At 44.6% G+C, this 15,143-nt stretch carries 18 protein-coding genes and 1 pseudogene; 6 read left to right on the top strand and 13 right to left on the bottom strand.

From position 1 onward, the window contains the following. Nucleotides 1-92: 92 nt before the first annotated feature. Nucleotides 93-641 (bottom strand): fimbrial protein, encoded by a 549-nt coding sequence (locus tag H4F65_RS09330; protein ID WP_010282767.1) that lies wholly within the window; start codon nucleotides 639-641, stop codon nucleotides 93-95. A 692-nt stretch (nucleotides 642-1,333) separates the two neighbouring features. Here H4F65_RS09330 and H4F65_RS09325 point away from each other — a divergent pair. Continuing rightward, nucleotides 1,334-2,119 carry a winged helix-turn-helix domain-containing protein gene (locus H4F65_RS09325; RefSeq protein ID WP_010282768.1) on the top strand — a complete coding sequence of 262 codons (786 nt, stop codon included), beginning with the start codon at nucleotides 1,334-1,336 and terminating at the stop codon, nucleotides 2,117-2,119. Continuing rightward, nucleotides 2,106-2,576, top strand: coding sequence for a hypothetical protein (locus H4F65_RS09320; protein ID WP_010282771.1), 471 nt, complete (start codon nucleotides 2,106-2,108; stop codon nucleotides 2,574-2,576). The genes H4F65_RS09325 and H4F65_RS09320 overlap by 14 nt, the downstream gene beginning before the upstream one ends. Nucleotides 2,577-2,652: 76 nt before the next feature. On the opposite strand, the gene H4F65_RS09315 is transcribed toward H4F65_RS09320, so the two are convergent. Beyond that, entirely contained in the window at nucleotides 2,653-3,225 is a 573-nt protein-coding gene (locus H4F65_RS09315; RefSeq protein WP_010282772.1) for a TetR/AcrR family transcriptional regulator, read from the bottom strand. 93 nt (nucleotides 3,226-3,318) lie between these two features. Between H4F65_RS09315 and H4F65_RS09310 the strand changes: the two genes are divergently transcribed. Beyond that, on the top strand, nucleotides 3,319-4,212 hold the full coding sequence (locus H4F65_RS09310; protein ID WP_010282775.1) for an ABC transporter six-transmembrane domain-containing protein: 894 nt from the start codon (nucleotides 3,319-3,321) through the stop codon (nucleotides 4,210-4,212). Between the two features lie 105 nt (nucleotides 4,213-4,317). Here the strand turns inward: H4F65_RS09310 and cueP are convergent, their stop codons facing one another. From cueP to H4F65_RS09290, 4 genes are all read right to left on the bottom strand, one after another. After that, a complete protein-coding gene (gene cueP / locus H4F65_RS09305; protein ID WP_172645000.1) occupies nucleotides 4,318-4,869 on the bottom strand; it encodes a copper-binding periplasmic metallochaperone CueP in 552 nt (183 codons plus the stop codon). 214 nt (nucleotides 4,870-5,083) lie between these two features. Further along, entirely contained in the window at nucleotides 5,084-5,485 is a 402-nt protein-coding gene (locus tag H4F65_RS09300; RefSeq protein WP_010282780.1) for a VOC family protein, read from the bottom strand. A gap of 85 nt (nucleotides 5,486-5,570) precedes the next feature. Next, nucleotides 5,571-6,137, bottom strand: coding sequence for a TetR/AcrR family transcriptional regulator (locus H4F65_RS09295; protein ID WP_080727608.1), 567 nt, complete (start codon nucleotides 6,135-6,137; stop codon nucleotides 5,571-5,573). Between the two features lie 240 nt (nucleotides 6,138-6,377). Further along, a complete protein-coding gene (locus tag H4F65_RS09290; protein WP_010282784.1) occupies nucleotides 6,378-6,995 on the bottom strand; it encodes a TetR/AcrR family transcriptional regulator in 618 nt (205 codons plus the stop codon). A 117-nt stretch (nucleotides 6,996-7,112) separates the two neighbouring features. Between H4F65_RS09290 and H4F65_RS09285 the strand changes: the two genes are divergently transcribed. After that, entirely contained in the window at nucleotides 7,113-7,700 is a 588-nt protein-coding gene (locus H4F65_RS09285; protein WP_010282787.1) for an NAD(P)H-dependent oxidoreductase, read from the top strand. Between the two features lie 131 nt (nucleotides 7,701-7,831). Then, a complete protein-coding gene (locus H4F65_RS09280; protein ID WP_010282789.1) occupies nucleotides 7,832-8,941 on the top strand; it encodes a methyltransferase in 1,110 nt (369 codons plus the stop codon). Nucleotides 8,942-9,722: 781 nt separating this feature from the next. On the opposite strand, the gene H4F65_RS09275 is transcribed toward H4F65_RS09280, so the two are convergent. Then, on the bottom strand, nucleotides 9,723-10,910 hold the full coding sequence (locus H4F65_RS09275; RefSeq protein WP_010282792.1) for an MFS transporter: 1,188 nt from the start codon (nucleotides 10,908-10,910) through the stop codon (nucleotides 9,723-9,725). 115 nt (nucleotides 10,911-11,025) lie between these two features. Here H4F65_RS09275 and H4F65_RS09270 point away from each other — a divergent pair, with 115 nt between their 5' ends. Beyond that, on the top strand, nucleotides 11,026-11,982 hold the full coding sequence (locus H4F65_RS09270) for an AraC family transcriptional regulator (RefSeq protein ID WP_010282794.1): 957 nt from the start codon (nucleotides 11,026-11,028) through the stop codon (nucleotides 11,980-11,982). Nucleotides 11,983-12,189: 207 nt separating this feature from the next. Here the strand turns inward: H4F65_RS09270 and H4F65_RS09265 are convergent, their stop codons facing one another. The 6 genes and pseudogenes from H4F65_RS09265 to H4F65_RS09240 all read right to left on the bottom strand — a co-directional run bounded on the left by H4F65_RS09265 (nucleotide 12,190) and on the right by H4F65_RS09240 (nucleotide 15,113). After that, entirely contained in the window at nucleotides 12,190-12,927 is a 738-nt protein-coding gene (locus H4F65_RS09265; RefSeq protein ID WP_010282798.1) for a sensor histidine kinase, read from the bottom strand. Nucleotides 12,928-12,945: 18 nt separating this feature from the next. Further along, nucleotides 12,946-13,737: a response regulator gene (locus H4F65_RS09260; protein WP_010282800.1), complete on the bottom strand. Its 792-nt coding sequence runs from the start codon at nucleotides 13,735-13,737 to the stop codon at nucleotides 12,946-12,948. Nucleotides 13,738-14,023: 286 nt separating this feature from the next. Beyond that, nucleotides 14,024-14,251, bottom strand: a pseudogene (locus H4F65_RS09255) (CcdB family protein). Between the two features lie 31 nt (nucleotides 14,252-14,282). Next, a complete protein-coding gene (gene ccdA, locus H4F65_RS09250) occupies nucleotides 14,283-14,510 on the bottom strand; it encodes a type II toxin-antitoxin system antitoxin CcdA (protein ID WP_010282803.1) in 228 nt (75 codons plus the stop codon). Nucleotides 14,511-14,524: 14 nt separating this feature from the next. Further along, nucleotides 14,525-14,773 carry a helix-turn-helix domain-containing protein gene (locus H4F65_RS09245; RefSeq protein ID WP_010282805.1) on the bottom strand — a complete coding sequence of 83 codons (249 nt, stop codon included), beginning with the start codon at nucleotides 14,771-14,773 and terminating at the stop codon, nucleotides 14,525-14,527. A gap of 85 nt (nucleotides 14,774-14,858) precedes the next feature. Continuing rightward, nucleotides 14,859-15,113, bottom strand: coding sequence for a helix-turn-helix domain-containing protein (locus H4F65_RS09240; RefSeq protein ID WP_039313952.1), 255 nt, complete (start codon nucleotides 15,111-15,113; stop codon nucleotides 14,859-14,861). Nucleotides 15,114-15,143 lie beyond the last annotated feature (30 nt).

The raw sequence follows: 15,143 nt of genomic DNA, 5'->3' as shown, positions 1-15,143 counted from the left end.
TGAGGAATAATATGGGTATAGGGGAGGTGTCCTCCCCATTTGATTATCGATACCCTGTTGTTAGCGCAATAGATTGTTAGCGCAATGGGATTTTATTGATAGGACACAACAAAATTAGCCGTGCTGGCGAAGGAACCTGTTGTGATGACTGGCGATTCCCCTTCCTGTGGTGTTGGCAGTTTTGCGACATAAGACGTGAAGGAGAAAATATTATCTCCATTTGCCAGCGGCGTAGCAGGAACGGCTGGTGTGGTTCCGTCGAATTTAATTTTTTCGCCGACGCGTTCTACGGCAATACCCGCACCGGTTGCACTGCCGTTTAATGCCAGCAGTTCATTATTGGTTCCAGATGCTACGCCGCCGGAGAAAACAATTTTGGCGCTGGTGGCGGTATCCAGACTGCAATCTTTTAATGTGATATCAAACGGTTTGATTTCTGACGTGCCGCCGTTTTCCAACACCGTTTTGCTGATTTCGCCAAACTCGATCGTTTGGTGCAAATCATCCTGAGATACTGAGCAGGGAGTATCAATAATTTTTCCTTTAAACGTCACCGATCCATTATGTGAATCTGCGGCATGTGCGCCGACAGAAAATATCACGGAGATGAGGGATGCCAGGGTGATCTTTGATAATTTCATATTATGCTCTCTCGGTTGGTTACTTTATTTAAAAAATGAGCATGACTCGCCTGAATGTTCACACATTCATGTATAACGAGTAATGCCTTCTCTTTTGTAATGTCTTTTCTGACTGATTGGTGGCTTTTCGTGTTTCATGCGGAGAATATATTTCCGCTTGCCTAACCAGCGACGCTGAAACTGGATGTATCGTAGTGTTGAATGATTTTGTGGTCAAATATATTGAATTAATTACTTTTATTTAGATCAAATGTTTTAAATTTACGTTTATTTAGTTTTTTATTCTGTTTTTTTGTTTTCATGTTCCAGGGGGAAATTATAAGCTATAAATATAATTATCAAGATAGTTCATTTAATTCAATGTGTTATTTGTTATTCTTCGTCTTTAGTATGTGTTAGTACGGAATATCTATTGGTTTGTAAAAATAATGAAATGTCTTTTTATTTACATAGTTCTTAAATGAAGAGTAAATAATCTTTGACAATAAATAGGTAAGTTTTTATCCTTGCCTGAGATAGAGCCTGTGAATAGAGATATATAATTGTTTTTGATTTTATAGATAACGTATTTTTTTTGTTGTGGTATGGTGATTTTAAGACTATTCCATAGGTTTTATCATCATAAATAATGTATCTATCAGGCTGATTATAACAAACGAATAGCGCTTCTTAATCTCGATGGAAAAGCATGTATGGTTTATTTGATTAATGATCAAATCATTTTTAATGAAGGAGAAGGAACGCTTGCATGGATAGAACGTGAAAATGAAGCAATCTCTCTGAGCTTTCCTATTTCTCGATTGCTCTGTTTGCTCATTGAGAATCAGGGGGTAACGCTAAGCCGAGATTTTTTGTTAAAGGAGGCACTAGAAAAGCACGCGCTTTGCCCTTCTCTTAATAATCTAAACAACTATTTATCTCTGTTAAGGAAGGTATTACGCGAATTTGACCTGGCGGATTCGATTGTGACTATTCCTAAGCTAGGTATTGTTTTTAACGTGGAAAGCATTGTTTCCTATCTGGAGGCGGATAGGGGAGGAGGTGAGAAAGAAACATCACATCAGGCGGTAGAAGGGAACGTAGAAGAGAAAGTGGAAGATGATGTTTATAAAGAAAAAAAACCGTTCTCCATAAAACACCACGCCATATCTGAGCCCGTAAAAACACAACAATACACCCGGTTTCTTCTCATCTGGATAATGATAGTGGGGGTTATTCTGTTCGCGTTAGGTAACGCAAACCGTTTCCCGTATCGGCACCTTGTTGACGTGAAGATGAGCGGGAAATGCGATCTTTTCTATTTATATGACAGCGTGGGTTATCCACTACCTACCGACTATGAAAACCTATGTTCAGAGAACACATTGTTCTTCCTGTCGAAAAAAATTGTCATCTCTGGAATGCTGGATAAGAAAAGTGAAATCGTTATTTCCTGCAAGAAAGACGGGAGTGGATGTATAACTTATGTTAATAATTAAAGTCAGAAAGAAATTTTTTTGCACCACATTGGTGCTTTTTATTTCATTTTCTCTGGGAACCCTTTTTTATTTAAAAAGCAATTTATACCGAAACCCTCTGATATGTCAGGGTGAAGTAAAACTCTACGCAGAAGATCAGAACATCAGAAAGGAATATGACGTCTATTTTTATTTAAATAAACAAAATAGAGCGCTGGTTTTAGTCAACGGTTTTTACATCGGCGAGGATGGTGTGCCGCTGACGATTCGGCGTACGTTCAGCTTTGATTCTGTTTGGGAAGGGAATCGTCTGGTGGTGAACAATATCGCGATGAATAAAAACGGTAATGATAACGCTCCCGATGAGGCAATCCCTATTCTGGCTGAAAATGATGTCATCCAGTTCGAAATGTTGACGAAGCATTCCTACTTGATTAGCACCGTCCAATCAAAAATGGCATGTAACATCCGGGACTAATGTGTATTGACGCAGTATGTACACATTAATCGCTATTTTAGATGTCATGCCATTCTGGACGTACTGTTCATGTGATTCACAACACGCGTTGTATGAAATCATCAATATCTTCAATTGCCTGCTGAAAATCGGCAGGGGATGGATTAATAATCAGGTGATCAGAGTAGCCGTTTAACAGCGCGTCCAATTGGCGAGAAACGCGCTGGATATCGGTATTTTTAAAGGTACCGGACGCGACGCCTGATGCAATAATCTCTTCCAGTAAGGCAGACCATTTTCCTGTCATGACATGGGCGAGTTCAGCGTAAGCGGTATTGTGAACGGCCAACTGCCATAGCGATCCATACAGATTCCAGATGACGTCCGTGGTATCCGGCAGGTAATTTTTCACTAGCTCATGCAGTTTCTCTTTCGGCGGCAATGTGGCGATTTCTGCCGCGACCTCTTCCAAATCCGCCAGCATGAATGCCGTTAGCGCCTCAATCGACAGCGTTTGCCAGTCAGGAAAGTAGTGATAAATATGGCTGCGCGAAATACCAACGTGTTCCGCCAGTTCGCGCGTCGTCACTTTCTCTATGCCTTTCTCAATAAACAGCTCGATTGCGCCATCAAGGATTTTGTCTTTTAGCGCTTTCGTCGTCTCTTTCATTACTGTCCCCGCGTTGACTTTGAGCAAGTGCTCAAATACACTTTTTGCTTCTTGAGCAACCGCTCAAGTATAACTCTGTTAAATACGATTCTCATGCAAACCCATAATATCAGCGAACCGGTCAAGGTTTCGCATAGTGCTGCTGTCACCCTTAAAAAACTTGGCAAGCTGCATGGCAAAAAACTGATTCTCACCCTGCTGCTAGTGGTGGCAGAGAATGTGACTTATCTGCTTTACCCCTTGATGGCAGGCTTCGCCATTAACGCGATTCTGAACGCTCAGCCTTGGCATGCAGTGCTGTATGCGCTGATGGTTTTCATTATGTGGGCGATTGGCGCTGCACGGCGCAGCGTGGATACCCGCACGTTTGCCCGTATTTATGCGGCACTGGCCGTACCGGTGATTCTGGCGCAGAGAAAGGAAAACCATAATCATTCAACTATCGCGGCGCGCGTAGCGCTCTCACGCGAGTTCGTGGATTTTTTTGAAATTCACCTCCCGGTGTTGATCACGTCGCTGGCGTCGATCACCGGTGCGGCGGTGATGCTGCTGGTGATTGAGTTCTGGGCGGGCGCTGCCTGCATCGTGATTCTGCTGTTTTTTTCCCTGTTCCTGCCAAGTTACACGCGAAAGAATGAAGCCTTGTTTGGCAAATTAAATAACCGTCTGGAAAAAGAGGTTGGCTTTGTCAACAGCGCGACGGCGGCTTCATTGACCAAGCATTACCATGTGCTGGCCGGGCTGCGCATTCGCCTGTCGGATCGTGAGGCGCTGGGCTATCTGGCTATCGGTGCCGCCGCTGCGGTCCTGTTTTCACTGACGATTGTGTATATGACGCTTAACGGCGGAACCAATGCGGGGCATATCTATTCGGTGATGACCTACATGTGGATGTTTGCCATGAGTCTGGACGACGCACCCAGCCTGTTAGAAAAATACTCGCAGCTAAAAGATATCGGTAAGCGCGTGGATACCGGCGTGGTGTAAGTGAATCGCGGGGGCGATGAAGTCAGTAATACGTCAGTTTCCCGTTGAATCAGCAACCCAGCGATGTCGCTGGGTTGCTGAATCCGTGTTCGCGACGGCGTTCTGCTACGCCTCTTTCAATGGCAGTGTCGTCATGCAGGTCTGACTGTCGTCATAGGTTGCAAACGGTGAACTTGCCACGCGTCCCTGATAGGTAACATTAATCGTTCCTTCAATATTGCGCGGTAACCATACGCCGACAAAGCCGTTCTGGTGACTGTTTAGGGTTTTCTGCACGATAACATTGCCCGCTTTATCCGTGATTTTTACGTCAAATGCGGTATTAGCAAGCTCCCCCTGACAGCCGGATAAACTGTGGTTAAAGCAAGGGTGGGTTTGCTGAATATAGGGGGCGAATGAAAGATAGAATTTATTTCCCAGCGGATAGCTATACTGCTGCTGCCCATCGGATAATTTCAGTGCTTTGCTGGTAATCGACGCGCTGTAGGGTAGCGGTCTTGCCTGCGGCGATTGATCGATAGCATCGACGATCTGCTCGACCGTTTTCCCCGCCAGCCCTTGTTTAGCCAGAAACGCGTTAGCGTCAGCTGTTGCTGCAAAACCTGAACCGCTTAATGTCAGACCGAGTAGCGCCGCTATCATCTTTAGCTTCATCATCATTTCCCCTCAATAGAGTCATCATCTGGAATCACAGGCTATGACGTTACACCTTCCCCCTACGGGAAGGTCAAAAGACGGGGAGTATAGAAAGGTAAATTAAGGTATTTACTGATTTTTTATTGATTTTGGTCAATTTTAAATCAGGGTTGGCGGCGGAGATATCAGCGCTATTATTGATGTGGCGCATGAGTCAGGTGTTCTTAGGTCTCACTTATTGACCTGACCAGTAAAACTCGATGCGGATCCCGCTTGGCTCATAGCACATCATATGCATGGCTGGGCCACCACTAGCCAGAGCGGGCGCGAATTCAATGTTGATGTTATGCGCTGATAATTTCTCAGCGATCTCAAACAGCATCGCTTTGCTATCAACCTTAATGGCAAGATGATGCAAGCCGATATGATTTTTTCGATCAAACTGAACCGGCTCGCTGGTTTGTGCCTGCCAAAGTGTGAGCATTATCGTGCCATCGCTGACAAAAATGGCGGGATAATCCTCTTTTCGTTTTACCTCTTTCCATCCCAGAAGCGTGGTAAAAAAGTGCGCGCTTTCTTCCAATGCTGATACCGTCAAACCAATATGGTGAACGCCTTGGGTGAGTGGTGAGTTCATGGTTACTTCCTCAATGAGAGATAAAGTTAATAGTGGCTGCTTTTTCGTCGGCTTGCTTTACCGATGTGTGATAGGCACCGAGTGATTACTGAGAAGGATGAGGGAAGGCTAACTGTCTCACGTGCCGGCGATAAACATCCTCGCCGCGGGTTAGGCCAATAAATTCCGCTCTCACGATCATCCCTTCGATAAACGTCATGATAGCTTCGATTTTGTCTTCTTTTTCTGGTTCTTCGGCAGTGAATATCGATAGCAAGAATGACTTGATCCAGGTTTTATGGCGCAGGGCCAGAGCTGTAATGGCTTCATCTTGCTCTTTAAACTCAGCCAGCGCATGCATGAACATACACCCTTTAAAGTTAACGGTTCGGAACCAGGAAAAATGCCAGTCCATCACGGCATCCAGACGACTTTCCGCATCGTTAGCGCCAGCTATCACGCTAGCTAACCCTTCCTCAAAGCGCGTATGTCGGCGAGCCAGCACGGCTTCAATCAACTTATTCTTTGAGCCGAAATGGCGATACATGGATGTTTTAGAGACTCCCGCCTTATCTCTAATTAAATCAACGCCAACGGCGGTATAGCCAAATTCATTAAACAGCGCTTCCGCGATATCTAAAATGTGCTCTCTCTTGCCCATTATCTCTTTCATCGTTTTTCTTCATCAATGATGGAGTGTTTTTATGTGTACAGATCTGTACACATAATCTAGCACAGCAATTTCATAACATCATTTTTTATCGGGGGATGGGCTATGAAGAGACTCAGAGGAGGTGGTCTGACTCAGGGATGAGTCAGCGTTTTGATGTAGTGGCTAACTCACCGGTATGAGGAGGCTTCAGCTATTTTGTATGGAGCTGTTTTTCATGGAGCCGCTTTGCATGGGGCCGTTTTATATGGAAATAGCATGAAGCTCGCTCGCGCTACACCTTTGCACCATCGCGACAATCACGTGGAACAGTTCATCCTTAGCTTGCTGTTCCGTAATAATTCCTTTAACGGCGGCATAAGATAGTCCTTCGGCGGAACCGAGCATGGCCCGCAGCGCGGCATCATGAAGAGGTTTACCTGCGCAGAATGGGGCAAAGAGATCGCGGCATTTTTCCGTGAAGCTGGCATCGTACTCCTGCCTGATTTGTTCAAGCTCGGGAGTTCCGGTAAGTGCCGCCATGACATTAGGCATTTCACGGCCCTGAAGCAGTACGCAATCAATGTACGAGGTGGCAATCACCGCAGCCAGCTTATCGAGCACAGGCTCAGTCTTACGGATCATGTCATCCATAATTGCCGTCTGGCGAGCATCATATTCCTTATAAAGTGCAGCTAACAGCCCCGAACGGTTAGTAAAGTGATCGTAAACCACCGGTTTTGTTACACCTGCCTGTTCCGCCAGGTGTCCAAGCGTCAGCGCTTCAGTGCCTTCCTCTCGAATAATCTGCCAGGCGGTTTTGATCAGCTGTATATGGCGCTCTTCTCTTGATAAACGCTGTCGTGCCTGTGGTTTAGACATTGGCGATATTATCCTGTTGACATTTTTATGTACCAAAAGTAACTTACCAATAGTAGGTTACTGTTAGTATATTAGATTATCGCTGACATCGTTCTATAGCAATAGGGAGTACTCGGAATGCATGCATTACTTGTCGTTTCTCATCCTGTTCATACTTCACTAACGCACAGTGTCGCTACCGCGATTGCGCAAGGGATCGCTGGGGCAAACCCAGAAAATACGTTTGAAATCGCGGATCTTACACAGGAAGGCTTTAACCCGGTGTTTTCTGAGTCAGATATGGCGGCTTTTCAGTGTACAGGTGCAACACCGCCTGACGTCATTGCTGAGCAATCGCGTATTGATAACGCAGATGCACTGGTGCTGGTGTTCCCGATTTACTGGTGGTCCATGCCGGGGCTGTTGAAAGGGTGGATCGACCGCGTGTTTTCAAACGGCTGGGCCTATGAAGAAACCGCCGATGGGAATGTGATAAAGAAACTGGGACATTTACCGGTGCATCTTGTGGCGCTGGGCGCAGCTAACCAGAGAACATTTGAAAAGCGTGGTTACGCGGACGCCTTTCATGCACAGATCGATCACGGGATTTTTGACTACTGCGGTGCTTCAGTATTGACGTCTGAAATGCTACTGATGCCGGAGTTGGGAACGCCAGAGGCGTGTATCGATGCCGCACGCCATATTGGTGGCCGCATTTTCCAGTGATCGTTATTTTAAGCCATAGATAACCAATCCTATTTTTAAAGTAATAATATCTTTTAAGCATGCCGCTTTAATCTCTTATTTCTTCTGGCCGGATGGTAGATGGCTGATTACCGTTCGGCCAAACGGATGATATGTTTTTAGCCTCATTTCCGCATACTTTGCGTATCGTCATCAATGATGAGCTAGATCGTAAACTCATCCTCGCTATGAAATCAGAGAATAAAGGGAAATATATGAATTCCGCTGAGTATATTAGAAATATTTTAGAAATTATGATGATGCCTTTGGCCGCAAAAGCATTATGCGTTGCAGCGGAAATAGGGATAGCCGATAAAATAGGAGAGCAGGGGATAACCATCGCTGAATTGGCAAGGGAATGTCAGGCGAGTGAAAAGAACATTTTTGATATCATCAAGGTGCTTGAGGTCTTTGGCTTTTTTGAAGTGAAAGATGAAAGTATTATTAAGAATAATGCACGTTCTACGCTGCTGATGTCGGATAACATCAGCTCAATGAAACATTTCTGTATGCTGTTCGGCAATGAATACTATCAGGGGTTTGATGGACTATTGCATACGAGCCGAACAGGGGAATCGGGATTTAAGCAGGTCTTTGGGTTGACACTATATGAGCATCTGGCGCACTCCGCATCACGAGCAGACATTTACGATCTTGCCATGCGGGATTTATCTCGCCCGGTGGGATATGTGCTGGCTAAAGAATATGAGTCTCTTTTTACAGCGGCTGGCAGCGTTGTTGATATTGGCGGCGGTAGTGGCGTTATTCTGACTGAGCTTATAAAGCAGTATCATCATTTAACAGGCTGTCTTTTCGACATGACCGGTGTCTGTACCAGAAGCGAAAAGCGTGTCGCACAGCACTATCCTGAATTGAAAGAAAGAATGGTTTTCACTCCCGGCAGTTTCTTTGATGCTATTCCATCTGGTTATAATATCTATCTGCTTAAAAACATATTGCATAACTGGAACGACGAATTCTGCCTGAAAATATTAAAAGCCATCGCGCAATCAATTGGGCATTCAACGTTATTAATTATCGAACCTTTGCTAGAGCATGAGGAAACCTCACCAAGGTTATTGATGAATGCGCTTTTTCAATCCGTCATCTGCCAGGATGGCACGCGATACAGAACGTTGAAAGATATGGAGGATATTCTGGACGTTAAGTGGATTAATCATCGTTGGTACAAAGAAATTAACCACTGGCCATACGGTCGTTGAGATTAAATTAAACGCGGTGCCGCAGAGGTGAATATTGAAGGTGCTCTATTCTTCTGTGTTCTCCTTATGCTTTTCTAATGACTACTGTTATTAAAATCATGTTATTAAAAACAGTATTGACACCGTTTTTAAAATCCGTAGATTGGTTACTAACAGCAGTAAAGTTTCAGTCTGCTGTGATGTTAAAGACATCGAATATGTTCTTTAACACGTATTTTGCGATACAGGTCACGAAGTATTTTTGTATGGGGAATCGATGTTGAGAAAAGTTCATGTTCTCACTCGATGATGCTTTAAGGCCACGTAGTCAGTACCGACAATCGCAAAAATGGGGTGAAAGCGCGATGATGTAAGGCCATGATTTTGTTTTTATTGGTTGCGATGAAGTATTGATTTAGTGATGTGAAGGATATCGCAACGGGAGTAAGGCCACGCATCAAAGAGTCTATATCGCGATGGGGGATGTACTTGTTAACCTGCCATATCTTTGAATGGTGATAAGGTTGGCAGACTGTTTAAATCAGTAAATATAGGGAGGTTTAGCTCATTTTAGTACCCAATATTATCTGTTATAAACGTGTACATTTGAAGCACTACCAATAGTAGTAAATGTTATTAAGTCAATGAATGTTAAATCTTAAATCTGTAGTACCTTAAAAGCCCTGGCTAATACAGTCAGGGCTTTTATCATTTGGGACCGTTGCTACATCAAGCTGTTATTTCAGGTGTTTTTGCAACTCCGCGCCTGCCTGCTCCAGCGCGCTGGGGGTGGCATAGCGTGTTATTGTGCGCGAACTCGCACGCCCGCAAAAACAATCACCATTGCTGATACCAGCAATAATCCGCTGCCAGCAAACACACCGCTGGCTCCGTTGAGGTCAAATATCACCCCGCCACCCGCTGCGCCAGCCCCGATCGCAAATTGGATCGATGCCACCAGTAAACCGCCCGCGCTTTCGGCTTCGTCTGGTACGGTTGTCGCAAGCCAGGTTGACCAGCCCACAGGAACCAGACCAAACGCAAATCCCCACATTGCCACCAGCAGACCATCCAGTATCGCCAGATGTCCAAAGGCCGCCATGGTCAGTGCCAGAACGCCCATCACAAAGGGCACGAGTGCCAGCGTCAGGCGTAAGTTTCGCGCCAACAGATAACCGGCAATCGAAGTACCGACAAAATTGGCGAGGCCAAAGCCGAGTAAAATCAGGGAAATATTTTCGACGCTTGCCTGCCCGACGGTTTCCAGGAACGGGCGCAGGTAGGTAAAGAACGCGAAATGTCCGCTGAAGATCAGCACGGTTGCCAGCAGCCCACCGATCATGCCCGGACGGCGCAGCACGCGAAACAGTGTTCCGAGGCTGCCGCTGCTTTCCGGCTTCATCGATGGCAACACCCACAGCTGCCAAAACAGCGCCACAACGCTTGGCAGAATGCAGAGAATAAAGACGTTTCGCCAGCCAATCAAACTCCCCAGATAGCTACCAAGTGGCGCGGCAACAACGGTGGCAATCGAGACGCTGGAGAAGATCACCGCGAGTGCTTTTGGCACTTTATCCTTAGGCACAAGACGCATCGCCGTAGCGGTGGACATAGCCCAGAACCCGCCAATGGCAATTCCCAGCAGTAAGCGCCCGAATAGCAGCACATGCAGATTGGGAGCAAACGCCACCAACAGGCTGGAGATGATTTGCAGCACCGAGAAAAACATTAACACCCAGCGGCGGTCGATACTTTTGGTCGCCGGCGTGATGAGCAAGCCGGTCACCAGCGCGACTATCGCCGTCGCAGTCACCGCCTGGCCTGCCATTCCCTCCGTGACGCCTAGACTTGCTGCCATCGGCGTTAATAAACTGGCTGGTAGAAACTCAGCCGTAATCAGGCCAAATACCCCCAGTCCCAGTGAATAAACGGCTCGCCAGGCGGGTTTGGTGGGCGCGATGGCCTCACTTGCCGCTATACATGAATTCATCTGTTGCTCTCTCGTTAGAAAAATGTGACAACCGTCACGAAGCATAGAGCGTTCCACATGGACGATCTATGACATATACTCTTCACTTATTGATTATTCGTCCGGGGTTGTCGTCATGACCGTTCAGTCACCCGATTTGATCAGCGAGCTTCTGCGTGGGATGCGTCTTTCCGGGGTGACATATCGTCGAATTGAAACCCACGCTCCCTTTGGTGTGGCGTTCCACTACGTGCCTGGCAAGGCGCAGTTTCATTTTGTCAGCCAGGGTACAGCGCTGCTGCGCATGGAGAGTGGCGCGACGTTTGTGCTAAAAAGTGGGGACGCGCTGTTTATCCCCAACGGGAATTCGCATGCGTTGCTCTCTGATGAAAAGGCTGACGTCACACCGGTGTCGGCATTTCCCAGCGAACCGATTTGCAATTCGGTGTGTGCGATTGACTGCGAACCCTGCCCAGACACCGAAAACACGGTGATCTTCAGTGGATGCATGGATTTTGAGCTGGGTGGAATGCAGCCGCTGATCAAAGCGATGCCGGAAGTCATGATGGTGAGCCGCCTGATGTCGACCTGGCCGGAAATCCATCCGATTCTTGCGGCCATGGAACGTGAGTCGATGACGCGTCAGGTGGGCTTCGCCGGCATTCTGGCGCGACTGGCTGATGTGGTCGCGGCGCTCATCGTGCGCGGATGGGTTGAAGCTGGCTGCGGTAAAGCAACGGGCTGGGTGCAGGTATTGCGTGACCCGAGGCTGAGCCGGGCGATTTACGCGATGCATCAGAATCCGGGCGTCAACTGGAGCGTCGCGGAACTGGCAAAAGAGGCGGGCACCTCCCGTTCCGTCTTTGCCGAGCGGTTTCTCTTCGCAACCGGAACTACGCCCGTAAAATATCTCAGCGAACTGCGCATGCGCTTAGCTGTCCAGTACATCCGTCATGAACATCAGCCGATTGAAACGGTGGCGCTACGTCTGGGTTACGGATCGCTGGCGGCGTTCAGTCGCGCATTTAAACGCATCGTAGGCCATGCACCGGGAACGCTGCGAGAAATCAGTCAGGTTTCTGAGGAGGTTTAATGGGGAACAGAGTTAGGGATCGTATTGGAAGCGAACGTGCCATCGTAGCGATCGTGGTTGCTGTCGGTGGTATCAAAAGCGTCTGGATTAGTTTTTCAGGGGTGGCCAAAAGCAAAAATCAGCCGCTAAGTTGATTATTTGAGGCAAACCCATCGGTCTGCCTTTGGTGTAAAATATTGCATAGATGAATGTATTTTAAATAGATTTTTATGGATTTATTTCATAGGGGATTTTTAGAGTAACTGTAAAGTTACAATATCCAATTTCATTAAAAGTATACCTTTTTGTTGATTGGGATTTAAAATCTATATTTATATTTAGAAGGTCCGATATGCGTTTGCAGTTATATAATCCATATCCCTCTCCTGGAATATCCGAATTAATGGCTGCATTAGCTCTGAATCCCTTTGTTGTGAGGCTATGAATTTCAGAGTTTTCAACTACAGGGCCAGGTGAAGAAATTTCTAGTAAAATATAGTCACTTTTGTTAGTTGTTGAAATATTTATTGATGAGCCACTTGGGGAGTATTTAAAAGCATTTTGGAAAATAAGGTTTATTAATTGCTCAAAGAATGTAATATAAGTGGATATGGCTATTTTTTCATCAAAGTCAGTCTCTATTTTTATTCTTTTGTCCTGAAGTTTATTCTTCATTTTTATTTTTATTCTTTGTATTTTTGATGGTATTTCTAAAAGTCCGACGGCATTATTGTTTTTTGCTTCTTCTAGATTTTCAAGTAAGCTGATATAAAGCCATGAGTTGAAATCTTGAAAAACCTCGTCAAGTTCTTCAAGTTCCGTTCTTACTTTTTTTATTACAGAGTCACTGTTTTCATATTTTTCAATAGACAATCTCCCTTGGATAGATTGGAATTTTTGTTGAAAATCTCTTGAGAGATGTCTATATCTTTCGAATATCTGTGCCCATTCAACTGAATTAGACATATGCATACCTTCGTTAGGTTATTTGAATGAATTAAAAATAAACAATGAACTTGCTATATTTATTGCTTTAGTGGAAATAGCTGCAACTTCAATAACACCCTTAATGTCTACATTCTTTTCAGACTTTAAAATTATTTCTTGTATCTCATTTTTTGAAATATCTGTGCTTTCTCCTAAATATTTCAATAATAATACATTTTGTGTAAATGCTTTTTGTACTTTTGTGATTTTTGATTCGCTTAGATCTAAATGAACTAAACGACTTCTAATAAATTTCCACCTTTGTTTTGGTGCTATAAATATTTTAGTCAAATTACTGAAGTTAAGCAAAAAATCATCAACGCCCCAATCTCGCTGAAAAACTGCATCTAGAGAAGTAAAATGTTTCCCTGTCTTAGGATCTAAAAGTCTAGCGGGGCTTCCTGTGAAGGCCACTACCACATGTAAGGGATTTAATTCGCGTAGGTCTTGTATTACACCGATCCCGTCCAAACCTGGATATGCCAAAGTTCCAACACCTTCGATATCGCAAAATATTAAATCGAAAGTTTTAAATTGGTATGCTATCAATTTCTTTTGTGAAATTTTTGTGTTTGTTTTATGATAGTCTTTAAATATTTTAACTGTGTGACCCTTGCTCTCTAAAGTTTGGACCCAAGGAAAATCATTATCATCAATTATCGCGATCTTTAATTTACTTGGTTTGTCAAAAAAATTTTTCATATCAATATCGATATCATCAGGATATATTGTCTTAGCCCGCAAAGATGACATGATTATGTAGTAATATATTTTTATTTTGTTCCACATTTTTATATCTCTTTTTGTTGTATATGGTAAGCGTTGAGTATCTTTTTGCTGCTCTATCAGTGAAATGAATATGCACCTACTCTACAAGCTAACAGTTAATGTTTCGCTAGGTGAGATGTAGATTTTGACCTTCCCCAAGGAAATGCGTAATTGATACAATTACGATAGCAATGATTTTCGTGGCATTCAATACAATTAAACATTATGTAAGCATCATAGCGAATCGAACTATTCATTTTTAGTACTGATTATGTCCCTCACTATGCGTAAGGCTCAAGAACACCTCTCAAATCCCCCAAAACATAAGATTAATAGCATCCTTGATCTCATTCGCATACTCGCCAAGATCCGCAATAGCCTCACCAATCACCTCAGTCGTCATCAGCCGATAATGGTCGTTGTCAATGCGGATCAGAGGGAACCACATCTTATTCATTTTCTCAGACAGGTAATGCGATCCAATAAGTGGGATGACCATGCGCCGCTTTGGTGTCTCGACAATATCGCTTTACATATCGACAAACGTTTTGTAATGACTGGAGCGTTTACACGATCACCAGGTTCCTGTTTTCATCCGCAAAAGAACCATTCTTTGCGATAAATCGGGCGGCGTTTTCCATCCCTTCACGGTTTTCCTTCTTCCACGCTTCAGTCTTTATGCGGAGGGCTTCTTTGCCAAGGGCGTCATTCACCAGCTCGGAAATATTAACTCCGGCAGCACTCAGAATCTGATAGCCATCTTTGTCCACGGCAATGCTAATCCGGCGTTTCATGGCCGTGTTCCTCTTTAACCAAGCGCTTTATGTTTTGCAGGGATCTTAGCAATAATGCTGGCAGGGTCTAGAGAAAGTAAACGGGCGATATGGATAAATTCTACGATATCTAACCTTCTTTCCCCGTTCTCAACCTTAGCGATAAACGATTGAGGACGATCCAGCGCTAGAGCCAGGTTTACCTGTGTGATCCCTTTGGCAATGCGTGCTTCACGTAATGCCTTGATAACGATTTGATATTCATCAGAGTAAACAGAAGCCATCGATTCAACCCCATAAAATTTGGGATCAAATATCAGTCGCTCACTGCTTTATCCCAAAACGGGATAAGTGATTTTTTTGTATTGATTACTTAATGCTATCTTTCTGTATTTTATGCGCTATTTTTTCTAAAACAGTGGAAGCGTCTACAGATAGCAGGTGAGCGATGTGGACAAATTCAACAACATCCAGCCTACGTTCCCCATTCTCGATTTTGGCTACAAAAGACTGAGGTCGACCTAAAGCGTTCGCTAAATTTTCTTGGGTCATGCCTTTTTCGATTCTGGCCTCTCGCAGTATTTTTATAACTGATTGATATTCATTTGAATAAATCGATGCCATTTTGGTGACCTTGATAGATATCCTAAAATC

Source organism: Pectobacterium brasiliense (assembly GCF_016950255.1).
In the GTDB taxonomy this organism is placed as follows: domain Bacteria; phylum Pseudomonadota; class Gammaproteobacteria; order Enterobacterales; family Enterobacteriaceae; genus Pectobacterium; species Pectobacterium brasiliense.
Note: the sequence above shows the minus strand (reverse complement) of the source record. Positions and strands in the feature narration are given on the sequence as shown.